Origin of the sequence: Spirillospora sp. CA-108201 (assembly GCF_050936235.1) — a bacterium.
In the GTDB taxonomy this organism is placed as follows: domain Bacteria; phylum Actinomycetota; class Actinomycetes; order Streptosporangiales; family Streptosporangiaceae; genus Spirillospora.
On sequence record NZ_JBNJNE010000001.1, the window covers coordinates 5,272,498 to 5,296,449 of the forward strand.

General features: G+C 74.2%; 16 protein-coding genes and 3 pseudogenes. 11 read left to right on the top strand and 8 right to left on the bottom strand.

Translation table 11 applies throughout. The features are described from left to right. Positions 1-4 precede the first annotated feature (4 nt). A complete protein-coding gene (locus ACQEU6_RS25335) occupies positions 5-250 on the bottom strand; it encodes a hypothetical protein (RefSeq protein WP_499335517.1) in 246 nt (81 codons plus the stop codon). A 330-nt stretch (positions 251-580) separates the two neighbouring features. Between ACQEU6_RS25335 and ACQEU6_RS25340 the strand changes: the two genes are divergently transcribed. Together ACQEU6_RS25340 and ACQEU6_RS25345 are read left to right on the top strand one after the other, a co-directional pair. After that, on the top strand, positions 581-1,420 hold the full coding sequence (locus ACQEU6_RS25340) for a molybdopterin-dependent oxidoreductase (protein WP_499335518.1): 840 nt from the start codon (positions 581-583) through the stop codon (positions 1,418-1,420). A gap of 59 nt (positions 1,421-1,479) precedes the next feature. Then, on the top strand, positions 1,480-2,112 hold the full coding sequence (locus ACQEU6_RS25345; RefSeq protein WP_499335519.1) for a fasciclin domain-containing protein: 633 nt from the start codon (positions 1,480-1,482) through the stop codon (positions 2,110-2,112). A 177-nt stretch (positions 2,113-2,289) separates the two neighbouring features. Here ACQEU6_RS25345 and ACQEU6_RS25350 read toward each other — a convergent pair. Next, a pseudogene (locus tag ACQEU6_RS25350) lies at positions 2,290-2,655 on the bottom strand (STAS domain-containing protein); the annotation flags it as partial. Between the two features lie 253 nt (positions 2,656-2,908). Here ACQEU6_RS25350 and ACQEU6_RS25355 point away from each other — a divergent pair. The 3 genes from ACQEU6_RS25355 to ACQEU6_RS25365 are packed head-to-tail and all read left to right on the top strand — an operon-like array spanning position 2,909 to position 6,092. Then, positions 2,909-4,615 (top strand): SpoIIE family protein phosphatase, encoded by a 1,707-nt coding sequence (locus ACQEU6_RS25355; protein WP_499335520.1) that lies wholly within the window; start codon positions 2,909-2,911, stop codon positions 4,613-4,615. Beyond that, positions 4,612-5,712, top strand: coding sequence for a cobalamin B12-binding domain-containing protein (locus ACQEU6_RS25360; protein ID WP_499335521.1), 1,101 nt, complete (start codon positions 4,612-4,614; stop codon positions 5,710-5,712). Before ACQEU6_RS25355 ends, ACQEU6_RS25360 begins: the two co-directional genes overlap by 4 nt. A gap of 29 nt (positions 5,713-5,741) precedes the next feature. After that, positions 5,742-6,092, top strand: a complete 351-nt coding sequence (locus tag ACQEU6_RS25365) for an STAS domain-containing protein (protein ID WP_499335522.1) — start codon at positions 5,742-5,744, stop codon at positions 6,090-6,092. A 38-nt stretch (positions 6,093-6,130) separates the two neighbouring features. Here ACQEU6_RS25365 and ACQEU6_RS25370 read toward each other — a convergent pair whose 3' ends face one another. After that, entirely contained in the window at positions 6,131-7,300 is a 1,170-nt protein-coding gene (locus ACQEU6_RS25370) for an ArsR/SmtB family transcription factor (RefSeq protein ID WP_499335523.1), read from the bottom strand. 59 nt (positions 7,301-7,359) lie between these two features. On the opposite strand from ACQEU6_RS25370, the gene ACQEU6_RS25375 reads away from it, so the two are divergent. The 3 genes from ACQEU6_RS25375 (at position 7,360) to ACQEU6_RS25385 (ending at position 15,681) form a co-directional block, all read left to right on the top strand. Beyond that, positions 7,360-8,577, top strand: a complete 1,218-nt coding sequence (locus tag ACQEU6_RS25375; protein WP_499335524.1) for an MFS transporter — start codon at positions 7,360-7,362, stop codon at positions 8,575-8,577. Positions 8,578-8,580: 3 nt separating this feature from the next. Then, positions 8,581-9,993 (top strand): B12-binding domain-containing radical SAM protein, encoded by a 1,413-nt coding sequence (locus ACQEU6_RS25380; RefSeq protein ID WP_499335525.1) that lies wholly within the window; start codon positions 8,581-8,583, stop codon positions 9,991-9,993. Between the two features lie 171 nt (positions 9,994-10,164). Further along, complete coding sequence (locus ACQEU6_RS25385; RefSeq protein ID WP_499335526.1) at positions 10,165-15,681, top strand: ATP-binding protein; 5,517 nt, start codon at positions 10,165-10,167, stop codon at positions 15,679-15,681. A gap of 131 nt (positions 15,682-15,812) precedes the next feature. Here ACQEU6_RS25385 and ACQEU6_RS25390 read toward each other — a convergent pair. The 5 genes and pseudogenes from ACQEU6_RS25390 to ACQEU6_RS25410 form a co-directional block, all read right to left on the bottom strand. Further along, a pseudogene (locus ACQEU6_RS25390) lies at positions 15,813-17,939 on the bottom strand (protein kinase domain-containing protein); the annotation flags it as partial. 17 nt (positions 17,940-17,956) lie between these two features. Then, positions 17,957-19,057, bottom strand: coding sequence for a B12-binding domain-containing radical SAM protein (locus ACQEU6_RS25395; RefSeq protein WP_499335527.1), 1,101 nt, complete (start codon positions 19,055-19,057; stop codon positions 17,957-17,959). A gap of 110 nt (positions 19,058-19,167) precedes the next feature. After that, positions 19,168-19,446: pseudogene (locus ACQEU6_RS25400) on the bottom strand (cobalamin-dependent protein); the annotation flags it as partial. Beyond that, a complete protein-coding gene (locus ACQEU6_RS25405) occupies positions 19,359-19,700 on the bottom strand; it encodes a HEAT repeat domain-containing protein (RefSeq protein WP_499335528.1) in 342 nt (113 codons plus the stop codon). The gene ACQEU6_RS25405 and the pseudogene ACQEU6_RS25400, both read right to left, overlap by 88 nt. 79 nt (positions 19,701-19,779) lie before the next feature. After that, a complete protein-coding gene (locus ACQEU6_RS25410; protein ID WP_499335529.1) occupies positions 19,780-20,223 on the bottom strand; it encodes a MarR family winged helix-turn-helix transcriptional regulator in 444 nt (147 codons plus the stop codon). Positions 20,224-20,274: 51 nt separating this feature from the next. Here ACQEU6_RS25410 and ACQEU6_RS25415 point away from each other — a divergent pair, with 51 nt between their 5' ends. The 3 genes from ACQEU6_RS25415 to ACQEU6_RS25425 are packed head-to-tail and all read left to right on the top strand — an operon-like array spanning position 20,275 to position 23,924. Beyond that, positions 20,275-21,474 carry an ABC transporter substrate-binding protein gene (locus ACQEU6_RS25415; protein ID WP_499335530.1) on the top strand — a complete coding sequence of 400 codons (1,200 nt, stop codon included), beginning with the start codon at positions 20,275-20,277 and terminating at the stop codon, positions 21,472-21,474. A 36-nt stretch (positions 21,475-21,510) separates the two neighbouring features. Further along, positions 21,511-22,917, top strand: coding sequence for an APC family permease (locus tag ACQEU6_RS25420; protein WP_499335531.1), 1,407 nt, complete (start codon positions 21,511-21,513; stop codon positions 22,915-22,917). Beyond that, positions 22,914-23,924 (top strand): acetamidase/formamidase family protein, encoded by a 1,011-nt coding sequence (locus ACQEU6_RS25425; RefSeq protein WP_499335532.1) that lies wholly within the window; start codon positions 22,914-22,916, stop codon positions 23,922-23,924. The genes ACQEU6_RS25420 and ACQEU6_RS25425 overlap by 4 nt, the downstream gene beginning before the upstream one ends. Positions 23,925-23,952: the final 28 nt, after the last annotated feature.

Sequence of the window (23,952 nt, forward strand, 5' to 3'; positions counted from 1 at the left end):
CGGGTCAGGTCGTCCGGGACGGGGGACGCGGGGCGAAGCGCACGAAGGGGATGTGGCGGCCGACCTGGCGGTAGTCCTCGACGCCGCCGTCGACGGCGAAGCCCATGAGCCCGCACAGCCGGCGCGCGGCGGTCGGGTGGCGCGGGGCGTAGCGGGCCATGATCTCGCCGCCCTCCTCGGTCGGGATCGGAGCCGCGGTCGCGAGGACGCGCCGCCCGCCGATCTGGAGGGTGACGTCCGGGTCCGCCATGACGTTGCGGTACCAGTCCGCCCCGGGGGGCCGAAACCCGAGGCCGCCACGGCGCCGGGATCATCGTCGCGGCCCTGCTCGTCGGGCTGCTGAGCCGGCGCCGGCTCGCGTGGGGCCTGGCCGGGCTCGGCGCGTTCGGGACGGTCGGGGCGGTCGCCGCGCTGACCCGGCCGGTCTCCGGACCCGCCGACGCGGCGCCGCCCATCGTCGGGGCGCTGGCGGGCATGGCCGCGCTGGTGCGCGCCGCCCTGCCCAGGGACACCGGCCCCGGGACGGAGGTGGATCGGCGGCGCGCGCTGCTGACCGGGGCCGGAGTGATCGGCGCGGCCGGTGCCCCGGGGCGCGCAGGTGCGGACGCCGGGGACGACACCGTTCCGCACGTCCAACCGGGACTTCTACCGCGTCGACACCGCGCTCACCCTGCCCCAGGTCGATCCGCGCGACTGGACGCTGCGCATCCACGGCATGGTCGGCCGCCCGGTCGAGATGTCGTTCGGCGACCTGCTGCGCGAGGCCCTGATCGAACGCGACATCACCCTGTCGTCGTGCGTGTCCAACCAGGTCGGCGGCGAACTCGCGGGCAACGCCCGCCGGCCGGGCGCGCCGCTGGCGCCGCTGCTGCGCAGGGCGGTGATCCGCTCCGGCGCCGACCAGATCCTGTCCCGCTCGGCCGACGGGATGACGCTGTCCACCCCGATCGAGCCGGTCCTCGACGGCCGGGACGCTATGCTCGCCGTCGCCATGAACGGCGAGCCGCTGCCGATCGCCCACGGATTCCCGGCGCGCATGGTCGTCCCCGGACTGTTCGGCTACGTCTCGGCCGCCAAGTGGGTCGTCGACCTCAAGGTCGCGCGCTTCGCGACCGACCGCGCGTACTGGACGGAGCGCGGCTATGCCGAGAACGCCCCCGTCAAGACGTTCTCCCGCATCGACGTGCCGAAGCCGCTCGCCGCGGTGAAGGCGGGACGCGTCGCCGTCGCGGGCACCGCGTGGGCCCAGCACCGCGGCGTCGACGCCGTCGAGTGGCAGGTCGACGACGGCCCCTGGAGGACGGCGCGGCTCGCACCCGTCCCCGGCCCGGACACGTGGCGGCAGTGGGTCGCCGAGCGGGACGCCGCGCCGGGCTCCCGGAGGGCGCCACGGGATGGCATTCGGTGGTGGTCACCGTGACCTGAACCGTCCGCATCCGATCCGCCAGAAGTCTCCGACATCCGACGAAGGAGTTCACCATGAACCGCAACCGCATGCTCGCCGGCTTCCTCGCGGCGACCGCCCTCGCCACCGGCGCGGCGGCCTGCTCCGGCGGCGACGACAAGAGCGACGCCGCCGCCTCCCCGGCCGGGTCGTCCGCGCCGGCCGCCTCGCCGAGCGGCGTGCCGGGGGCGGGCGTGCCGTTCGGGCCCGCCTGCTCGGCCGTCCCGGCGTCCGGCAAGGGCAGCTTCCAGGGCATGTCCGCCGACCCCGTCGCGACCGCCGCGTCCAACAACCCGGTGCTGTCCACGCTGGTCGGCGCCGTGAAGAAGGCCGGCCTGGTCGACACGCTCAACTCGTCGAAGAACATCACCGTGTTCGCGCCCACCGACGACGCGTTCAAGAAGATCCCGAAGGCGACGCTCGACAAGGCCATGTCCGACAAGAAGACGCTGACGAGCATCCTCACCTACCACGTGGTCGGCCGGCGGGTCTCGCCGAGCGGGCTGGGGGCGGGCGACTTCAAGACGCTGAACGGCGCCACGCTCAAGAGCAGCGGCTCGGGCGACTCCTACACGGTCGGCGACGGCGCGAACGTCGTCTGCGGCAACGTCCAGACCGCCAACGCGACCGTCTACATCATCGACAGCGTGCTGATGCCGCCCAAGTGAACCCGCCTCACGGCAGGGGCCCCGGGCACCCGGGGCCCTGCCGTTTCGAAGTCCCGGCCCGCTTCGCTCGCCTGGCGGCTCGCTACGTGACCGGAACTGGGCGAACGCGGCATCGCTTCGCGATCTGCCCGGCTCCGGACCGCCGCGCCCGGCGCCCTTCGCTGCGGCGTTCCGGAGCGTGGGGCTGATCATGATGTGCGCGTCGAGGCCCGTGCGTCGCAGGATCCGGCGGCACACCGGGCTCGGCCGGCTGAGGACCAGGCGGCCCCGCCGGGCCGTGACCGTCTTCCAGAGGCCGGCCAGGGCCCCCAGGCCGGAGGAGTCGCAGAACCCGACCTCCTGGAGGTCCAGAATGATCCGCCATGCCGCCGGCGAGTGAGAAAGCACATACTCCCGAAAGGCGTCGGCCGTGAGGAAATCGATTTCACCTTCGACATGGACGAGAAGGCACGTGTCGCGGTTCTCGACGCGTATTCGGAGTCTGTCGTGAGGATCGTGCCACAGCCGAAGCGACGTAAGATTCCCGTCTTGTGCCGCGTCCATCACCAGACTCGACCTCCCGTTGGGGCGAGGCCACCCCGGAACGCCGGAGGCATTCACGGGCCGCCGGTCATGAGGCGGCGATCACCCTCCTGGCCTGGGCACTCACCGGCCGGTGGAGGCCCGCGGACGAGATCGGGCGGAATCTTTGCCTTTCGGCAACTGTCTTGTTGCGGTTAGGGTGGTGGCGAGGACAAGATCCTCGTTTGGCGGCTCAGCTGAGGAAGGAAGTGGTCCCGCCGCAGGCTGCGACGTGATGGAACTGACCCAAGGTATGGACGTCACTCGGCATGTTCTCGACCCGGCGCTGGGGCCCGGTCCCTATCCCGCGCTCGCCGTGAATCCGAGCGGTACCGTCACGCGGCTCAACGACGCGGCGCGCCTGCTGCTCGGCATGGCGCCCGGCGCGCTGATGGACGACGCGGCGCCCGCCTGGCTTGCCGAGGCGCACCACGCGCTGGCCGGCGACCCCCTCGCCGAGGTGACCGACGCCGACCTGACGCACCCCGGTACGTCGCGGCCGGTCGCGCACGGCCCGATCGGCGAGCGGGCCTACGAGGCCCACGGCGTGCCCGACGAGCCCCACACCCCGCCGGATCCCACGCCGGGGACGGTCTGGTGGCTGTTCGACGTCACCGAGCACCGGCGGCTGGAGCGCGAGCTCGCCGACGAGCGCGAACGCACGGCCTTCCTGGCGGAGGCGTCCAGCCAGCTGCTGGCGTCGCTGAACCTGGAACGGTGCATGGAGGTGACCGTCCGGCTCGCGGCGCGCTACCTCGCGGACGCCGCCCTGGTGATCGCGCCCGGATCCGGACGGGCCTTCCCCGTCTCCTACTGCGGCCCGGACGGCCTGGTGGACCACCAGGAGCTCGTCGTGGACCCCGCGGAGGTCCCGGGGCTCGCCGAGGCGATGCAGGGGTTCCCGCCGGTGCCGTCGCGCTGGCTCGACCCGACGGCCGCGCCCCCCTGGATCCTCCGCGCGGACCTGGGCGACCTCGCCGCGATGGTGGTGACCGCGCTGCCGGGGCACGGCGTGCCCGCGGGCGCGCTGGTGCTGCTCCGGCGCGGCGGGCGGCGCGCGTTCTCCGAAGGCGAGGAGATGATCGCGCGCCTGTTCGCGGCGCGGGCCGGCGCGGCGATGTCGGCCGCCCGCGTGTACGCCGAGCAGGCGTCCATCACCGAGACGCTGATGCGCGAGCTGCTGCCGCCGCGCACCCGGGAGCTGGACGGGGTGGAGCTCGCGGCCCGCTACCGGCCGTCGGGCGCCGGGGAGCGCGTCGGAGGCGACTTCTACGATCTGCACCCGGCGGCCGCGGGCTCCGGCGAGGAGCAGGAGTCGCTGGTCGTGCTGGGCGACGTGTGCGGCAAGGGCCTGGAGGCCGCCGTGCTCACCGGCAAGATCCGCAACACGCTGCAGGCCCTGCTTCCGCTGGCCGAGGACCACAAGCGCGTGCTGGAGCTGCTGAACGGCACGCTGCTCAGCAGCGAGTCCACCCGCTTCGTGACCCTCGTGCTGGCCTCGATCCGGCGGGAGGGCAGCCAGGTGCGGCTGCGCCTGACGAGCGCGGGCCACACCCGTCCCCTCATCGTGCGGGGAGGCGGCGAGGTCGAGACCGCCGAGACGGGAGGGTCGCTGATCGGAGTGCTGGACAAGATCACCTCGACGACCGCGACCGTGCTGCTGGAGCCGGGCGACACGTGCCTGCTCTACACCGACGGCATCACCGAGGCGTTCGGCGGCCCGCTCGGCGACGAGATGTTCGGCGACGAGCGGCTGAGGGACGAACTCGCCCGCTGCGGCGGCATGCCCCCGGAGGCCCTCGTCGAACGGGTCCACATGCTCGCCTCCGAATGGGTGGGCACCGGCAGGCACGACGACATGGCCGTGGTCGCCATCACCGCTCCCCGGCGCTTCCACCTGAGCGCCGTAGGGGGGCAGGGACCGGGGAGGTTCACCGCGTGACCCGGACCGCGGAGCACCACGGGCCGGGCACATGGGCGGACGGTCTCTGGGACGCCGTCATCGCCGGCGACGAGTACGCCGCCGCCGACGCCGTCACGGCCGCGATCGACCGGGGGGCGGACGCCGAGACCGTCCTGCTGGAGATCATCGCCCCGTCCCAGGCCCGGGTGGGCCGGGAGTGGGCGGCGAACCGGCTCACGGTCGCGCAGGAGCACACCGCGACGGCGATCAACGAACGGGCGATCGCGGCGCTGGCGCACCATCCGGCCGTCCGCGCGTCCCTGCGGCGGCAGGCCGAGCGGCCGCGCGGCCGGGTGGCGGTCGCGTGCATCGACGGGGAGTGGCACGCGCTGCCCGCCCGGATCCTGGCCGAGGTGCTGCGGCTGCGCGGCTGGCAGGTCGACTACCTCGGCGCCCAGGTGCCGACCCCGCATCTGATCGGCCACGTGCACCGGACGAACCCGGCCGTGGTGGCGCTGTCGTCCTCGATCGCCACCCGGCTCCCCTCGGCGCACGCCGCCATCACCGCGTGCCAGGCGACCGGTACCCCCGTCCTGGTGGGCGGCGCCGCGTACGGGCCGGACGGCCGGTACGCCGCCCTGCTCGGCGCCGACGGCTGGGCCCCCGACGCCAGCTCCGCCGCCGACCGGCTGGCGCGGGGGCCGCTGCGCAAGCCGCCGCCCGTCCACCAGGTCATCGACGATCTGCCGCACCTGGCCGACCAGGAGTACACGCAGATCAGCCGGTCCGCGCGCCGCCTCGTGCGGCACGCGATGGCCGAACTGCCGTCCCGGTTCCCCGCGATGGCGGACTACACCGAGCAGCAGCGCCGCCACACCGCCGAGGACATCGCCCACATCGTCGACTTCCTCGGCACCGCCCTCTACGTGGACGACCCCGACCTGTTCACCGGCTTCATCGGCTGGACGGCGGGCATCCTCACCGCGCGCGGCGTGCCCGCCCGGAGCCTCCTGCCGGGCCTGGAGCTGCTGGCCGACCAGCTCGTCGACTACCCGCGCGCCGCCGACCTGCTCTCCCACGCCCGCGACACCCTCCGCCACCCCCTGCTGGACGCCGCCGAAGAAAGAACTGCATGACCGCCTTTGTTCCCGATACTCCGTTGCGCATGGTCGCGTCCCTTTCTGGGGCGCGTGCGCTGCGGATCGAGATTGCGGGTGATCTGGACTTCTCCACCGCCGACATGCTGGTGGCCACCGTCCGGACGCAGATGGAGGACAACCCCGACGTGCGCGAGCTGGAGCTCGCCTGCGGCGGGATGGGCATGTGCGACTCGGCCGGGCTGGCCGCGCTGCTGATGGTCCGCCGCCGGACGTCCGCGGCCGGCGCCCGCCTCGCGCTGACCGGCCGGAGCGCGCAGCTCGACCGGCTCCTGGACATCACCGGGACGCTGCACCACCTCACCGGCGAATCCGCCGGGGCCGCCAAGGGCGACGAGGATCAGGAGCTCCCCCAATAATACTGCGGGGGTGCCTTAGTGCCTGTCTTAAAGTGGCCTCACCACGCGCGCGAACGCGTGACCTGCCCGGTGCAGCGAAGCCGGAGGCGAGCGGAACCGGGCAGATCGCGAAGCGATGCCGCGTTCGCCCCAGGCCCGGTCACGTAGCGAGCCGCAAGGCGAGCGAAGAGGGCCGGGACTCTGTAACACAGCCGCCAGGCGAGCGAAGAGGGCCGGGCCTGTGGAAACACAGTGCGGGTGCCGTCGACCAGTGCTTCGCCGGTGGTCGTCCGGTAGTAGAGGACGGAGCGTCCGGCGCGGCGGCGGTCGATGAGGCGGGCGTCGAAGAGGATCCGGAGATGGCGGCCGACCGAGCCGAGACCCTGGCCGGTCAGTGCCGCGAGCTGCGTGGTGCTCAGCGGCGTGGCGAGCAGGACGAGGACGCGGGCGCGTCCCGGGCCGAGGAGGCGTTCGAGCGCGGCGGGGGCGGCCGCCTCGCCGGCGCCCGCCGGGGGGGCCGAGCAGGGGTGGACGATCGCGTACCGGTCGGGGGCCGGCTCCTGCCAGGCCACCCAGCCCGTCCGGGGCGTGACCGGGACGAACAGCAGCCGGGCGCCGGAGATGTCCCGCGGCGGGTAGGCGCGGACGTTGATCTGGAGGCGGCCGTCGCCGAGCCAGCGCATCCCGGGGCGCATGTCGTCGAGCGCGGCGGCCCACCCGCCGCGGCTCAGCTGTCCGGCGCGCGCGACGGCGTCGGCCTCGATGACGCGGCGGCGGCGCTCCCAGTCCGGCTCGACGGTGTTCGTCCACACCCACTCCAGCAGGCCGGCGATCCGCTCGGGCGCGTCGGTGCGGCGCAGTCCGGCGGGCAGCGGGCCGCCGGACGAGACCTCCAGGTCGGCGTGCGCCCGCGCGGCCGGGGTCCGGCGGACGGCGTCGAGCTCCTCGTGGAACGGCGGCGACCCCGCGCCCGGGTGCGGCGGCGTCAGGAAGTCGGCGTTCCACAGGGTCCGGGCGCCGAGCGCGGCCTCCAGCAGCGCGGCGGTGACCGGGTCGCGCCGGAGCATCCGGCGGTAGGCGGGCAGGTGGAGGTCGAGCCAGGCCCGCTCCCCCGGGTGCGCGGCGGCGTCCTTCTCCAGGAGCTTCACGCAGGCGGTGGTCTCGGCGAGGGCCGAGACGACGAACCGCCCGCTCGCGAGCGTGTCCGCATTGATCAGCCATAAGCCCATGTTTCGCCTCCTTGCGAAACATTACCGACCGCCCTGCGGCGGGCCCGAACCTGTCGATCATGCGCACGTATCGGGATCTGTTCCGCGCCCCGGAGTACACGCCGCTCTTCGCGTCGTCCACGGCGCAGGCGTCCGCCCAGACGGTCGGCGGCCTGGCGCTCGGCACGCTGGTGTACGACGCGACGCACTCGCCGCTGCTGTCGGCGCTGAGCATGTTCGGCGGCTCGTTCGCCCAGGTGGCCGGCGCGCTGACGCTGCTGTCGGCCGCCGACCGCCTGCCGCCGAGGGCCGCGCTCGCCTGGACGGCGCTGCTCTTCGGCGCGGGGACGGCCGTCCTGGCGGTCCCCGGCCTTCCTCCGGCGGCGCTGGTCGCCGTCGTGCTGGGGCTCGGGCTGGTCGCCTCGTTGAGCAGCGGCGTCCGCTACGGCCTGCTGAGCGAGATCCTGCCCGAGGAGGGCCGCCTCCTCGGGCGCTCCGTCCTGAACATGGCGGTGGGGACGACGCAGATCTGCGGCTTCGCGGCCGGCGGGGTCCTCGTCGTCGCGCTCTCGCCCCGGGGCGCCCTGCTCGCCGGCGCCGTGCTCCACCTGCTCACCGCCGTGGCGGCGGTCGCCGGCCTGAGCCGCCGCCCGCCCCGCGCCGCCGGGCCCCCGAGCCTGGGAGAGACCTGGCGCACCGACGTGCGGCTGCTCTCCTCGGCTCCGCGCCGCCACGCCTACCTCGCGATGTGGGTGCCGAACGGCCTGATCGTCGGCTGCGAGGCCCTCTTCGTCTCCTACTCCCCGCACCACGCGGGGCTGCTGCTCGCCGCGGCGGCCGCCGGCATGCTGGTGGGCGACACCGTGACGGGCCGGTTCGTCCCGCGGCGCCTGCGCGAACGCCTCGGCCCGCCCCTGCGGCTGCTGCTGGCCGCCCCCTACCTGCTGTTCGCCGTCGACCCGCCGCTCCCGCTCGGCGCGGCGGCGGTCCTGCTGGCCTCCGTCGGCTACGCGGCGACGCTGCTGCTGCAGGAGCGCCTCATGGCGCTGACCCCGGTCTCCCTGCACGGGCACGCCCTCGGGCTGCACTCGTCCGGGATGCTCGCCATGCAGGGCGTAGGCGCGGCCCTTGCGGGCGGCGCCGCCCAGCTGACGTCGCCCGCCGCCGCCATGGCGATCACGGCCGCCGCGTCGGTGGCCGTCACCCTGGCCCTGGCCCCGGGGCTCCGCCCCCCGCGGGATCTCCACACGATCGGCACACGTCCGACGCCACCGGCGCGGCCGGGCGGCGTTCAATGAGACATGCGCGTGAAGATGATCCTCCCGGCCCTGACCGAGGCGACCTCGCCGTTCTTCCGTCCGATCAAGTACTCGCTGTTCCCGCCGCTCGGGCTGGCCACGCTCGCCGGGTACCTCGACCCGGACGACGAGGTGACGGTGACCGACGAGCACGTCCAGAAGGTCGACACCTCCGACGAGCCCGACCTCGTGGTGATCCAGGTCTACATCACCTCCGCGCGGCGGGCCTACGAGCTGGCCGACCTGTACCGCGCCCGGGGCGTCCACGTCTGCCTGGGCGGGCTGCACGTCACCTCGCTCCCGGACGAGGCGGCCCGGCACGCCGACACGATCTTCTGCGGGCCCGGCGAGGACACCTGGCCCCGCTTCCTCGCCGACCTGCGCGCCGGGCGCCCTGCGGCCCGCTACGACTCCCTCGAGCGGACGCTCGCCGCGCTGCCGCCGATCCGCCGCGACCTGATCGCCCGCGAGCGCTACCTCGTCCCGAACTCGATCGTGGTGTCGCGCGGCTGCCCGCACGTGTGCGACTTCTGCTACAAGGAGGCGTTCTTCGAGGGCGGCAAGTCGTTCTACACCCAGACGGTCGACGCGGCGCTCGCCGAGATCGACCGGCTGCCGGGGCGGCACCTGTACTTCCTGGACGACCACCTGTTCGGCAACGCCCGGTTCGCGTCCGCGCTGTTCGACGGGATGCGCGGGATGGGGCGGCTCTGGCAGGCCGCCGGGACGGTGAAGGCGGTGCTGAACCCCGGGCTCCTGGAGAAGGCCGTCGAGTCCGGGCTGCGGAGCCTGTTCGTCGGCTTCGAGACCGTCAACGCCGGAAACCTCACCGAGCAGCGCAAATGGCAGAACATCGACCGCGACTACGGCGCGGTGGTCCGCCGGCTGCGCGACAACGGCGTGATGGTGAACGGCAGCTTCGTGTTCGGGATGGACGAGGACGACCCTTCGGTGTTCGACCGGACCGTCGAGTGGGCCGTCGCCCAGGGGATCGAGACGGCGACCTTCCACATCCTGACCCCCTACCCCGGCACGCGCCTCTACGACCGCATGGCCAAGGCCGACCGGCTCCTGCACTCCGACTGGGACCGGTACGACACCCGCACGGTCGTCTTCAAGCCCGCCAAGATGACGGCCCAGCAGCTTGAGGACGGCTACTGGCGCGCCTACCGGGACTTCTACCGCTGGGGTTCGATCGTGCGCGGCGCCTCCACCAAGCCGACGGCGCGCGGCAAGGCCCGGCACGTCGCCTACGCCGGGGGCTGGAAGAAGTTCGAGCCCGCGTGGGACGTCGTCATCCGTGCGAAGCGGGCGGGGCGCGCGCTGCCGCTGCTGGAATCGATCCTGTCCGGCTTCGGCAGCCGTCCGGCCCGCACCGGGCCCCGAAGGGACCCGGAGCCGGCTTCCGTGTCCTGATGCCCTCGCGTGTCCAGTCCCAGGGGACCGGTTTTGCAGGTTTCCTACAACTACAGCGGCGCAGCGTGCGTTGTCGGCGGCATGGCGCCGTCGCCCTCTGGGCGGAAAGGTGAGTGTGTCCGGGTGCGCCGTGCGCGGCGCCGCACATCGTCTGGAGAGGGGCTCGGTCGGGTGTTCAGTCGTGTCGCCATCGTGAACCGGGGTGAGGCCGCCATGCGGCTCATCCACGCTGTACGGGACATCGCCGCGGAGAGCGGGACGCGGATCGAGACCGTCGCCCTGTACACCGATGTCGACCGGACGGCGACCTTCGTCCGCGAGGCGGACCTGGCCTACGACCTCGGGCCCGCGTCCGCCCGGCCCTACCTGAACCTGGAGCTGCTGGAGCGCGCGCTGGTGGAGACCGGCGCCGACGCCGCGTGGGTCGGCTGGGGCTTCGTCGCGGAGGACCCGGCGTTCGCGGAGCTGTGCGACCGGATCGGGGTGGCCTTCGTCGGGCCGAGCGCCGAGGCGATGCGCCGGCTCGGCGACAAGATCGGCGCGAAACTGATCGCCGAGGAGGTCGGCGTGCCGGTCGCGCCGTGGAGCCGCGGCGCGGTCGAGACCCTGGACGAGGCGGTAGCGGCGGCGGCGCGGATCGGCTACCCGCTGATGCTGAAGGCGACCGCGGGCGGCGGCGGGCGCGGCATCCGCGTGATCACCAGCGAGGCCGAGCTGGCGGACGCCTACGAGCGCACCAGCCAGGAGGCGGCGCGGGCCTTCGGCAGCGGCGTCGTGTTCCTGGAGCGCCTGGTCACCGGCGCCCGGCACGTCGAGGTCCAGGTGATCGCCGACGGGGAGAGCGCGTGGGCGCTCGGCGTGCGCGACTGCTCGGTGCAGCGCCGCAACCAGAAGGTCATCGAGGAGTCGGCCTCGCCGGTGCTCGGCGCCGGGCAGACCGCCGAGCTGAAGGCGTCGGCCGAGCGGCTCGCCGTCGCGGTCGGGTACCGCGGCGCGGCGACCGTCGAGTTCCTCTACCACCCCGGCGACCGCATGTTCGCGTTCCTGGAGGTCAACACCCGCCTCCAGGTGGAGCACCCGATCACCGAGTCCACCACCGGGTTCGACCTGGTCAAGGCGCAGCTGCACGTCGCGTCCGGCGGCAGGCTCGAAGGCGCGGCGCCGGCGGAGCGCGGGCACGCGATCGAGGCCCGGCTGAACGCCGAGGACCCCGACCGCGACTTCGCCCCCTCGCCGGGGCGCATCGCCCGGCTGGACCTGCCCGCCGGGCCGGGCATCCGGGTGGACACCGGCGTGAGCGAGGGCGACACGATCCCCGCCGACTTCGACTCGATGATCGCCAAGATCATCGCCTACGGCCGGGACCGGGACGAGGCGCTCGGCCGGCTGCGCCGCGCGATGACCCAGACCACCGTGATCATCGAGGGCGGCGCGACGAACAAGAGCTTCGTGCTCGACCTGCTCGACCGGCCCGAGGTGATCGACGCGAGCGCCGACACCGGCTGGATCGACCGGGTCCGCGGCGAGGGCGGGCTCGTCACCCACCGGCACTCCGCCGTCGCGCTCGCGGCCGCCGCCATCGAGGCCTACGAGGAGGCGGAGGGCGCCGAACGGCGGAGGCTGCTGTCGACGGCGTCCGGCGGCCGCCCCCAGGCCCGGCACGAGAGCGGCCGGCCCCTGGACCTCAAGCTGCGCGGCGCGGGCTACCGGGTGCGGGTGGCCCGGGTCGGCGCGGACCGGTTCCGCGTCGCCGTCGAGGCGGGCGGCGAGGTCCGCACCGCCGACGTCGAGCTCGAACGCTTCGACCGGCACCTCGGCCAGATCACCGTCAACGGCGCCCGGTACCGGCTCCTCACCGGCACCCACGGACCGGTCCACTTCGTCGAGGTGGACGGCGTGGCGCACCGGGTCAGCCGCGACGAGGGCGGCGTCGTCCGCTCGCCCGCGCCCGCGCTGGTCGTCGCCGCGCCGCTGGAGGTCGGCGCCGAGGTCGAGGCGGGCGCTCCGGTGCTGGTCCTGGAGAGCATGAAGATGGAGACGGTGCTGCGGGCGCCGTTCAGGGCGCGGCTGAAGGAGTGCGTCGTCTCCGTCGGCAGCCAGGTCGAGACGGGGGCGCCGCTGCTGCGGCTGGAGCCGCTCGCCGACGAGGCCGAGGTGGCGGACGTCGCGGACGCCGGGTCCGTCGAGCTGGACCTGCCCGCCGCACCCGGGGCCGTCCCGGCTCGGGAGCGCGCCGCGCGCGGCCGGGAGGACCTGCGCAGCCTGCTGCTCGGCTTCGACGTCGACCCGCACGACGAGCGCCGGGCCTTGGACGACTACCTCGCCGCGCGCCGCGCCGCCGCCGCGGACGGGCACCGGCCGGCGGCCGAGGAGCTCGGGCTCGTCGACGTGTTCGCCGACCTCGCCGAGCTGAGCCGCAACCGGCCGGCGGGCGGCGACGGCACCGACGGCGGCCACGTGCACAGCGCCCGCGAGTACTTCCACACCTACCTGCAGAGCCTCGACGTCGAGCGGGCCGGGCTGCCCCAGGCGTTCCAGGCCAAGCTCGCCAAGGCGCTCGGCCACTACGGCGTCACCGACCTGGAGCGCTCCCCCGAGCTCGAGGCGGCGGTGTTCCGGATCTTCCTGGCCCAGCAGCGGGCGTCCGCGGACGCCTCGGTCGTCGCGACGCTGCTGCGCGAGTGGCTGGGCGAGCCGCCGCCGGACGAGGCGCTGCGCGAGTCCGCCGGCCTCGCGCTGGAGCGGCTGGTGGCCGCGACGCAGGTCCGGTTCCCCGTGGTCTACGACCTCGCGTGCGGCGTGGTGTTCGCCTGGTTCGCCCAGCCGCTGCTGCGCCGCAACCGCGCCGCCGTCTACGCCCGCGTCCGCCGCAACCTGCGGCACCTGGACGCGCACCCGGACGCGCCGGAGCGCGGCGAGCTCATCGCCGAGATGGTGCGCAGCACCGAGCCGCTGGTGCGGCTGCTCGGCCAGCGGCTCGTGCGCGGCAACGGCGACAACGCCGTGCTGCTGGAGGTGCTCACCCGGCGGTACTACGGCAACAAGGGCCTCACCGGCGTCCGCACCCGGGAGGCGGGCGGCTGCTCGTTCGCGGTCGCCGACCACGCGGGCTCGCGCCTGGTCTCCTCCGCGGTGAGCTTCGACGCGCTCGGCGCCGCGCTGCGCGGGCTCGCGGAGCTCGCCGGCGGCGACGAGGCCGTCGACGCCGACATCTACCTTTCCTGGGAGCGGCAGCCGGAGGGCTTCGACGCGATGGCCGCCGCGCTGCAGGAGGTCGTCAACGCGCACCCGCTGCCGCCGCAGGTCCGCAGGCTCACCGCGACCGTCGCGGGCAGCAGCGGCGCGGTGATGCACCACCACTTCACGTTCCGCCCGGCGGAGGGCGGCGGGACGGATGAGCGGAGCGATCCGGGGGGTGTGGGGGGTCGTCCCCCCACAGGGGGCATGGCCGAGGAGCGGCTGATCCGCGGCCTGCACCCGTTCATCGCGCAGCGCATGCAGATGGAGCGGCTGCACAAGTTCGACCTGACCCGGCTGCCGTCCTCGGACGAGGAGGTCTACCTCTTCCAGTGCGTGGCGCGCGACAACCCGTCCGACGACCGGCTCGTGGCGTTCGCGCAGGTGCGCGACCTCACCGCGCTGCGCGACGGCGACGGCCGGCTGCGCTCGCTGCCGACGGCCGAGTACACCCTCGCCACCTGCCTGGACTCGATCCGCCGGGCGCAGGCGCGGCGGCCGTCCAAGAAGCGCTTCCCCACCAACCGCATCGTGATCTACGTCTGGCCGACGAGCGACCTCACCCGCGCCGAGCTGCAGCGGCTCGCGGGCCGCATGCTGCCGACGGCCACGGGCGCCGGGCTGGAGGAGGTCCTGCTCATCGCGCGGCAGCGCGACCCGCGGACGGGCGAGCCGGTCAAGATCGCGGTCCGGATCTCCTTCGACGCCGCGGGCGGCACCCGGCTGACCGTCGGCGCGCCGACGGACGAGCCGGTCGAGCCGCTCGACGGCTACCGGCAGAAGGTGCTGCGGGCGAGCAGCCGGGGCACCGTGTACCCGTACGAGCTGACGGGCCTGCTCGGCGACTTCGTGGAGCACGACCTCGACGACGACCACGCCCTGGTGCCGGTGGACCGGCCGAAGGGCCGCAACACCGCGGCGATCGTCGCGGGCGTCGTCACCAAGCGGACCCGGCGCCACCCGCAGGGCGTCACCCGGGTCGTGCTGCTCGGCGACCCCACCAAGTCGCTCGGCGCGCTGTCGGAGCCCGAGTGCCGCCGCGTGATCGCCGCGCTGGACCTGGCCGAGCGGATGCGGGTGCCGCTGGAGTGGTACGCGCTGTCCTCGGGCGCCCGGATCTCCATGGAGTCGGGCACGGAGAACATGGACTGGGTGGCGGCGGCGCTGAAGCGGATCGTCGAGTTCACCCAGGACGGCGGCGAGATCAACGTCGTCGTCGCGGGCATCAACGTCGGCGCCCAGCCGTACTGGAACGCCGAGGCGACGATGCTCATGCACACCAAGGGCGTCCTGGTCATGACGCCGGACTCGGCGATGGTGCTCACCGGCAAGCAGGCGCTCGACTTCTCCGGCGGCGTCTCGGCCGAGGACAACTTCGGCATCGGCGGCTACGACCGGGTGATGGGCCCGAACGGGCAGGCGCAGTACTGGGCGCCGAACCTCATCGCGGCGCGGGACGTCCTGATGTCGCACTACGACCACACCTACGTGGCGCCCGGGGAGCAGGGGCCGCGCCGCGCCGGCACGACCGACCCCCTCGACCGCGACGTCTCCACGTTCCCGCACGTCCTGGAGGGCAGCGAGTTCACCACGGTCGGCGAGGTCTTCTCCGCCTCGGCCAACCCGGACCGCAAGAAGCCGTTCGACATCCGGACCGTGATGCGGGCGCTGTCCGACCAGGACCACCCGGTGCTGGAGCGCTGGGCGGGCATGGCCGACGCCGAGACCGCGGTGGTGCAGGACGTGCACCTCGGCGGCATGCCGGTGTGCCTGCTCGGCATCGAGTCGCAGTCGGTGCCGCGGCGCGGTTTCCCGCCCACCGACGGCCCGGACGCCTACACCGCGGGCACGCTGTTCCCGAAGTCGTCGAAGAAGGCCGCGCGGGCGATCAACGCGGCCAGCGGCAACCGGCCGCTGGTGGTGCTGGCGAACCTGTCGGGCTTCGACGGCTCGCCGGAGTCGATGCGGCAGCTCCAGCTGGAGTACGGCGCCGAGATCGGCCGCGCGGTCGTGAACTTCCGCGGCCCCATCGTGTTCTGCGTGATCTCCCGGTACCACGGCGGCGCGTTCGTGGTGTTCTCCAAGACGCTGAACCCGAACATGACCGTGCTCGCGCTGGAGGGCTCGTTCGCGTCGGTGCTCGGCGGCGCCCCGGCCGCCGCGGTGGTGTTCGCCGCCGACGTCAGCGCCCGGACCGCCGCCGACCCGCGGGTGCGGGACCTGGAGGCCCAGGTCGCGGCGTCCTCCGGCCCCGGCCGCGCCGCGCTGACGGCGGAGCTGGACGAGCTGCGCGCGTCGGTCCGCACGGAGAAGCTCGGCGAGGTGGCGGCGGAGTTCGACCGCGTGCACGACATCCGCCGCGCGGTCGAGGTCGGCTCCGTCGACGCCGTCATCAGCGCCGCGGAGATGCGCCCGCGGATCATCGAGGCCATCGAGTCCCGTTCGCGGTGACCCGCGCCGCCGGGGCCGGGCGCGGGGACCCGGGCTGGCCGGCCCCGCGCCTTCAGGGGCGCGGGGCCGGCCGCCGGAGCCTCGCGCCGGAAGCCGTCCAGCGTCAGCTGGCCGGGGGCGGTGTCCGCGGAGGCGTAGCGCAGGGTCGTGACCAGGACGCCGCCGTAGCCGACCATGTAGTCGGGGGTGACGCATCCGGTGGTGTCGCTCCGCCAGCGGACGCGGCCGTCCCCGGTGCCGGTCCTGAAGGCCCCCAGCAGCCGCATCGCCTCCGCCGCCTGGCGGTGGTACTCGCGGTCGCGCGTGTGCTGGTACATGTCGAGCAGGAAGTCGACGCTCCCGGCGAGGCCGTGGCAGTAGGACGGCCCGAGCCAGCGGGCGCCGCGCGCCACCATCGACGCGGCGGCCCGCGGCCACCAGAGGTCGTCCATGCGGCAGGCGCGGTTCAGGTTGAGCAGGAACCGGCCGACGCCCGCCGCTCCGTGGCACCAGACGCCCGCCGAGCCCTCGGCGGCGCCCGGCCATTCGCGGCCCTCGCCGTCCGGCAGGGCCGGGCGGGCCCGCCTCATCAGCCAGCGCGCCGCCGCGGACGCCGTCCGGGCGTACCTCTCGTCGCCCGTGGCGAGGAAGAGGTCCAGGAGGCCGTCGGCGATTCCCGCGGCGCCGTGCGCGTATCCGCAGTGGGCCTTTCCGCCGAGTTCCCCGAAGCCCTCCGGTATCCGCCAGCACGCCGTACCGGGCGCGGGCGACTCCGCGGACGACAGCAGGGCGCCGCCGGCCGCCTCCGCATGGGCCAGGTGGCGCCTGTCGCCGGTCTCCTGGTGGACGAGGAGGTGGAAGCGGAGCATGCCCGCCCGCCCGTTCATCAGGTCGGGTGATCCGGTGGCCGTCCCGGCGACCGCGTCGCTGATCCGGGCCGCGTCCTCGACCAGCGCGGCGTCGTCCAGTACCTGGCCCGCCCTGAGCAGCGCGGCGCCCACGCCGGCCTCTCCGACGTAGAGGCCGGGCACGACGGCGCCCGGGAAGGGGTCGGAGGAGCGGAGCCATTCGGCTGCTCCGGACAGGACGTCGCGATGCCGCCGCGCGCCGAACTGGCGGACCGCCTCCACGAGGGCGAGGACGCATCCCACCGCGCCGATGTGCAGGAAGCGGTGCGGCAGCCCCAGCGCCGACGGGTGCGTGCTGGTCCAGGCGAGGCCGGCGCCCGCGGGAAGCGCGTCCTCGCACAGCGCGTCCGCCAGGGCGTGCGCGGTTGCGAGCGCGCCGTCGCAAGGTTCGGGGGCGTCGCGAGGTTCGGGGGCGGGCGTCCGGACGCGGGCCGGGGCGCGGCGCAGGAGGCGTCCGACCTCCGCCGGCGACGGCCGTGCGCCCGGGTCCGCGCGCAGGCAGCGCAGGATCAGCGACTCCAGCGGTTCCGAGACCTGGGGATTGAGCAGCCTGACGGGCCGCCCTGCGAGGTCGTACGGCTCGGGGGCGTGGCTCGGGTTGGCGCCGGTGGCCGCGTAGTACAGGAACGCGCCGAGCGAGTAGACGTCGTCCGACGGCTCCGGAGCGCCGCCCTCGGCCGCTCTGCGCGGGCACATGTAGCCGCGCGTCCCGGCCGGCGGCGGCTCCGGGTCGCGCACGTCGTGGGCGAGTTCGAAGTCGACGAGCCGGAGGCGCCCGCTCCCGTCGGTCATCACGTTCGACGGCTTCAGGTCCCGGTAGACGATCCCGTCGCGGTGGAGGCGCTCCAGGAGGGCCAGCAGCCGCCGCGCGACGGACCGGATCTCCTTGTCGCCGTACAGCAGGCCCAGCCGCATCCGCCGGGCGAGCAGATCCTCCATGTTGCGTCCGCCGGCGTCCTCCATCACGAGGGCGCCGCCGGGGCCGTCGACCAGCACCTCGTACAGCTCCGGGCAGACCCCCGACCCGCGCAGCCCGCGGAGCATCGCCGCCTCGTGCGCCAGCCGTTCCGCCGCGCCCTCGCTCCGGCGGTCGACGCACTTGACGACGCACGGCCGCAGCCCCTCCAGGTCGACCGCCGCGTGCACCGAGGCCCGCGGCGTCCAGTGCAGCCGCGCGACCACGTGGTAGCGGCCCGCGATCTCGGCGCGCCCGGCGTCGGAGATCCGCACGCCGAGGTCGGCGAGCGCGCCCGCCGGATCGCGTTCGAGCCGGTCCCGCATCTCGGGCCGGGTGATCAGGTCGTCGAGGGCGCGCGCGAAGGTCTCGGCGTCGATGCCGATGCCCTCGCCGATCGGGAATGGGGTCGTCATGGTCGTCTCCGCTCTCACTAGCGCATGAGTGACTCCGGCCCCCAGTCGGAGCCGGCGGGCACGGGGTCGTCGTCCGCGCCGATGAAGTGGCGTTGCGGGATCCCGACGTTCACGGGCCCGGCCCGTCCGGCGGGCGGGGCCGCGGCCTCGGGCGGCAGGTCGGACGCGCGGAGCGGCTTGGGAGCCCGGGCGACCTCGCGCAGGCCGCGCAGGCCGGTGCCGGGCCGCCGCAGGACAGTCCGCGGGTAGAAGTCATGGATCGCCTGGGGGAACGCGAACTCGATCATGCGCCGGCCGGGGGTGCGGATCGCGGCCACGGCCTTGAGCTGCTCGACCATGTCGCCGATCTCCCAGATCTCCTCGGGAGTGAGCCGGACGCCGGACCGGAAGAGGTAGAGGTCGCGGAAGAAGCCGAACTCGTCGTACATGGTCTCGTTCACCACGCCCCGGGCGCGGTCGGCCTGCCACAGCCTCGATCCGGGGATCTGGCAGTACCACTGGAGCAGGATCCGGACGCCGTACAGCGCGTGCAGGCGGACGGCGAACCGGATGGTCTTCTCGACCTCGGCCCTGGTCTCCCAGGGCAGGCCGAGGATGAAGGAGAAGTCGGCCCGGTCGCTGATGCCGAACTCCTGGAGCCGGCGCGCGGCCCGTTCGAGGATGTCGCAGGTCGTGCCCTTGCCGACGAGCTTGAGCCCCTCGTCGTAGCCGCACTCGGCGCCGATCAGGAACTGGCAGGTGAACGGCGCGATGGCGGGCACGTACGGCTCGTACAGCAGGTCGGTCGCGCGCGAGTCGTACACCAGGAGGGGCCGCAGCCCGCGGCGGGCGATGGCCTCGGCGACGGCGGTGGCCCGGCGGGGGTTCATCGAGAACTCGTCGTCGATGATGTGGACGGTCCGGTAGAGCGTGCGGTCGAGGTGCGGCAGCACGGCCTCCAGGCGGTCGACGAACGCCTCGGGCTGGAGGCCCCGCCACGTCCGGCGGTAGGAGGTGCTGCAGAAGGAGCAGTCGAAGGCGCAGCCCCGCGACGACTCGATCGCCAGCCCCTTGTAGACGCCGGCCGGGACCTCCGCGTAGTCGGGGACGGGGAACTCCGCCAGCCGCTCCGCCGCCATCTTGGGCGCGAGGGCGTTCCGCCGGACCGTTCCGTCCGCCTCCCGCGGCTGAGGTTCGGGACATCGTCGAGGCCGGATCCCCGGGAAATGGCCTCGCACAGCGCGGGAAAAGCCGTTTCCGCCTCACCGCGGATCACGTAGTCCACCGGGAAGGCGCCGAGAACGTGCTCGTCGAACATGGTCGGGTGGATCCCGCCGAGGACGATCGGCACGTCCGGCCGCTCCCGCCGGATTTCCTCGATCACCACGAGGGCGGTGGGCCACGTGTGAGAGGACTCCGCGTGTGAGAAGACTCCGCGCGCTAGGAGATCCAGCCGCCGGCCTGCGCCCGGTCGAGGACCTCGTCGGCCTCGCGGGTGTCGAGCATCTCCAGACCGCGGACCGCCCAGAACCGCAGCGAGTCGTCCGGGCTCTCCAGCTGGCCGCGGAACACCTCCAGGGCCTCCGGCGACCGGGCCTCGGCGATCAGTTCGAGCAGCCAGCAGCGCAGGCCGGGGTCGTCCCGCTCCGCCGCGAACTCGGCGATCAGCTCGCCGACGTAGGCGTCGGCGTGCTCGCGCAGGAAGTCGAACGCGTCCTCCCGGACCCGCGGCTCCCGCGTCCGCATGAGCTGCATGGCCTGATCGAAACGCCGCCGCGACATGCCCCGACCCTACGGCCGCCCCCCGACATGTTCACACCGGCATGTTCACACCGGCGGGCTCACGTCCGGAGGCGCCCGGTCAGCGCAGGCCCTTCCAGAGGTCGGCCAGCAGGGCGGACAGGTTCTGGATCGTGTCGCCGTGCCGCTCGGCGAGCGCCTGCTCGTGCGCGCGGGCCAGGGCCTCCAGCCGCTCCAGCTTGGCGCGTCCCAGGTCGGAGACGTGGACCGACACCCGGCGGCGGTCGCGGCTGGAGTGGGACCGGTAGAGGCAGGCGGAGTCGACCAGGGCGTCCACGAGCCGGGTCAGGGTGGGGTGCGGGATCTCGACGACGAGCGCCAGCTCGCCCATCGAGACGTCGTCGGCCTCGGCGAGGGCGCGCAGCACCCGCCACTGCTCGACCGTCGCGCCCTCCTCCTCCAGGCGGGCGCCGAGGTCGCGGGCCAGGGCCCGCTGGGTGCGGGTGAGGAGGTCGACGAGTTCGGTCTCCGCCGCGCGCGCCGCCGCGCCGTGCCGCTCGACCACCCGGTGCCTCCCTCGCCAGCCGCCCGTGGGGAGAGCATACTTGGCCTGGTCATGAGGGGTTCGGCGGTCATGCGCGCGGTGGTGCGGGACAGCACGGAGTTGCTGGTCACCGGGCCGGACCCCGCGGTGCTGCGGCTCGGGCTGCTGCTGCCGCTGTCGGGCCCGCTCGGCCTGACCGGGCCGTCCGGGATGAGCGCCGCGTGCCTGGCCGCGACCGAGGTCAACGCCTCCGGCGGGGCGGCGGGACGGGGCGTCGAGCTGGTGCCGGTGGACGCCGGACGGGCGCCGGACGCGGTGGCGGGCGAGGCCCGGTTCCTCGCCGACGCCGGGCTCGTCCAGGCGTTCGTCGGGTTCCACACGAGCGACGTGCACCGGGGCCTGGAGGCCGCGCTCGCCGGGCGGGCGCCGTACGTGTTCACGCCGCCGCACGAGGGCGGGCCGCGCCGCCAGGGCGTGGTGCTGCTCGGCGACTCCCCGGAGCGGCAGCTCGGCCGCGCGCTCCACTGGTTGAGCGCGCGGCTGAGGCTGCGGCGTTGGGCGCTGGTGGGCAGCGACTACATCTGGCCCCGGGCGGTGCACCGCGCGGGGGCGCGGCTGGTCCGGGAGGCGGGCGGCGAGGTGGTCCTGGACCGGCTCGTCCCCTTCCCGTGGACGGCCGGCGACGACGCGGAGCCGCGCTTGGAGGAGGTCGTGCACGCGCTGGCGCGGGCGGGCGCGGAGGCGATCCTGCTCAGCCTCGTCGGCCGGGACCTCGCCGTGTTCAACCGGGTGTTCGCCGCCTCCCGGCTGTCCGCCGGGGTGGTCCGGCTGTCGGGGGCGCTGGAGGAGAACGTCCTGCTCGCCGCCGGCGGGGACGACACCGGGGAGCTGTACTCGGCGATGCGGTCGTTCGCCGGGCAGGGCGACGAGCGGCAGCTCGCGCTGGCCGAGCGGTACCGGACGGTGTTCGGCGAGGTCGCCCCCGTCCTCGACGCCTACGCGGAGGGCTGCTACGACGGCGTCCACCTGCTGGCGGCGCTGGCCGCCGCGGGCATGCTGACGGCGCGGCGGGGGCGGGCCGCCTCGGCGCGGCTGCTGGCGGGCGCCGACCCGTCGCGCGGCGCGCCTGGTCGGCCGCGCCGCTCGGCCCGCCGCGCCCGAGGGGCTACCTGGCCAGGGCGGACGGCCTGGATCTGGCCGTCGTCACCCGCCTCTGAGATCTGTGAGCATCGAACCTTTTCATTTGAAAGGAATGCCTCTAGGGTTCGCTGAGCGGGACCGACCCGCGTCCTCGGCCGAGGAGGAAGCATGGCCGTCGCCCCAACGCCGCCGGAGGGCATCGAGCGCTACGGGTACACCCAGGAGCTGCGGCGCTCCCTGACGTTCCGGGACCTGGTGGTCTACGGGCTGATCTTCATGGTGCCGATCGCGCCGTTCGGGATCTTCGGCAGCGTCTTCGAGGGCTCGGGCGGCATGGTCGCGCTCGCCTACGCCGTCGGGATGCTGGCCATGCTGTTCACCGCCGGCTCCTACGCGCAGATGTCGCGGGCGTTCCCGATGGCCGGGTCGGTCTACACCTACGCCGGGCGGGGCATCGCGGCGCCGGTCGGGTTCCTGTCCGGCTGGATGATCCTGCTCGACTACGTGCTGGTGCCGGCCCTGCTCTACCTGATCGCCGGCGTGGCGATGAACTCGCTGGTCCCCGGCGTCCCGGTGTGGCTCTGGCTCATCGCGTTCGTCGTGCTCAACACGGTCGTCAACTTCTTCGGCATCGAGATGACCGCCCGGATCAACCGCATCATGCTGCTCGCCGAGCTGGCCGTCCTGGCGGTCTTCCTGGTGGTGGGCCTGGTCGCGCTCGCCCAGGGCAAGGGCCACGGCGGCGGGAGCCTCAGCCCGATCTACAACGGCTCGACGTTCTCGTGGGGGCTGGTGTTCGGCGCGGTGTCGATCGCGGTGCTGAGCTTCCTCGGTTTCGACGGGATCTCCACGCTGGCGGAGGAGAACCGCGAGTCGGCCCGCGCCATCGGGCGGTCCATGGTGGCCGCGCTGCTGCTGGTCGGCGTGCTGTTCATCGTCCAGACGTGGGTGGCGTCGCTGCTGGTCGCCGACCCCGGCGAGCTCGCCGGCAAGGGGGACCCGGACGGCACCGCGTTCTACGACGCCGCGCGGGTCGCGGGCGGGGCGTGGCTGGCCAGGCTGACCGCGCTGGCCACCGCGATCGCGTGGGGCTTCGCCGACTCCCTGGTCGCGCAGGCCGCGACGTCCCGCCTGCTGTACGCCATGGCGCGGGACCGGCAGCTGCCGCGGTTCCTCGCCAGGGTGCACCCCCGGCGGCAGGTACCGGTCAACGCGACGCTGCTGGTCGCGGCGGTGTCGCTGGGCCTCGGCCTCTACATGGAGCAGCGCGGGGACGGCATCACCCTGCTCAGCTCGCTCGTCAACTTCGGCGCCATGACGGCCTTCCTGGTGCTGCACGTCTCGGTCGTCGTCCACCACGTCGTCCGCTCCGGCAGCCGGGACTGGTGGCGCCACCTGATCGCGCCGGCGATCGGCTTCGGCATCCTCGCCTACGTGGTGGTCAACGCGAAGGTCGCCGCGCAGGAACTGGGCTTCCTGTGGCTCGGCGTCGGGCTGGTGCTGCTGGTCGGGCTGCTGGTCACGAACCGCCGTCCGGCACTGGCCGGCATCGCGGAGGAGGAGGACGAGAAGTGACGTTCGACGTGGTCTCCCTGACGGGAACCGAGCCCGGCTTCGCCTTCGGCGGACGGGAGGCGGCGCTCACCGTCGCGCCCGGCACCGTCGTGGAGCTGACGACCGAGGACTGCTTCGGCGGCGCCGTCCGGGGGGTGGACGACCTGCCGAGCCAGGTGTGCGCCTTCCCCTACCTCAACCCCGTCACCGGTCCCATCGCCGTCGCGGGCGCCGAGCCCGGCGACGCGGTCGCGGTGCACTTCGTGGACATCCGCCCCGCCCGCGACTGGGCGGTCTCGTCGACGTTCCCGCACTTCGGGGCGCTGACCGCGACGCACGCGACGGCGATGCTGCACCCGGCGCTGCCGGAACGGGTGTGGATGTACGACGTGGACGCCGCGCGCGGCCTCTGCCGGTTCCGGGCCCGCGCGAGCGACCTGGAGATCGAGCTGCCGCTCGACCCCATGCACGGCACGGTGGGCGTGGCCCCGGCCGCGGGCGAGGTGATCATGAGCATCACCCCCGGCGCGCACGGCGGCAACATGGACACCCCGGAGATGCGCGCGGGCGCCACCGCCTACTTCCCGGTCAACGTGCCGGGCGGCCTGATCTCGATCGGCGACGGCCACTGCCGCCAGGGCGAGGGCGAGGTCTGCGGCACCGCCGTGGAGGCGGCGATGGACACCGTCGTGGTCGTCGACCTGGTCAAGGGGGCGGCGCCGGCGTGGCCGCGCCTGGAGGACGACCTCCACCTGATGTCGACCGGTTCGGCCCGCCCGCTGGAGGACGCGTTCCGGATCAGCCAGCACGACCTGGTCGGCTGGACGTCCTCGCTGCTCGGCCTGGACGAGCTGGACGCCTACCAGCTGGTCAGCCAGGCCGCGCTCGCCCCGGCCGGCAACGTCGTCGACACCAACTACACGATGCTCGCGAAGATGCCCAAGACCGCCCTGCCGGGCGTCTCCGCATACGACGGCGTCCACGCGCGCCTGCGCGACACCGCCGAGAGGTACCTGTCCCAGCGCTGACACCCCCCGGGCCCGCCTTCCACTTCGA

Coding starts and splice junctions, on each gene's coding strand:
- ACQEU6_RS25335 (WP_499335517.1), bottom strand. CDS start 250: ATGGCGGACCCGGACGTCACCCTCCAGATCGGCGGGCGGCGCGTCCTC.
- ACQEU6_RS25345 (WP_499335519.1), top strand. CDS start 1,480: ATGAACCGCAACCGCATGCTCGCCGGCTTCCTCGCGGCGACCGCCCTC.
- ACQEU6_RS25355 (WP_499335520.1), top strand. CDS start 2,909: ATGGAACTGACCCAAGGTATGGACGTCACTCGGCATGTTCTCGACCCG.
- ACQEU6_RS25365 (WP_499335522.1), top strand. CDS start 5,742: ATGGTCGCGTCCCTTTCTGGGGCGCGTGCGCTGCGGATCGAGATTGCG.
- ACQEU6_RS25370 (WP_499335523.1), bottom strand. CDS start 7,300: ATGGGCTTATGGCTGATCAATGCGGACACGCTCGCGAGCGGGCGGTTC.
- ACQEU6_RS25375 (WP_499335524.1), top strand. CDS start 7,360: ATGCGCACGTATCGGGATCTGTTCCGCGCCCCGGAGTACACGCCGCTC.
- ACQEU6_RS25380 (WP_499335525.1), top strand. CDS start 8,581: ATGCGCGTGAAGATGATCCTCCCGGCCCTGACCGAGGCGACCTCGCCG.
- ACQEU6_RS25395 (WP_499335527.1), bottom strand. CDS start 19,057: ATGGCGGCGGAGCGGCTGGCGGAGTTCCCCGTCCCCGACTACGCGGAG.
- ACQEU6_RS25405 (WP_499335528.1), bottom strand. CDS start 19,700: ATGTCGCGGCGGCGTTTCGATCAGGCCATGCAGCTCATGCGGACGCGG.
- ACQEU6_RS25415 (WP_499335530.1), top strand. CDS start 20,275: ATGAGGGGTTCGGCGGTCATGCGCGCGGTGGTGCGGGACAGCACGGAG.
- ACQEU6_RS25420 (WP_499335531.1), top strand. CDS start 21,511: ATGGCCGTCGCCCCAACGCCGCCGGAGGGCATCGAGCGCTACGGGTAC.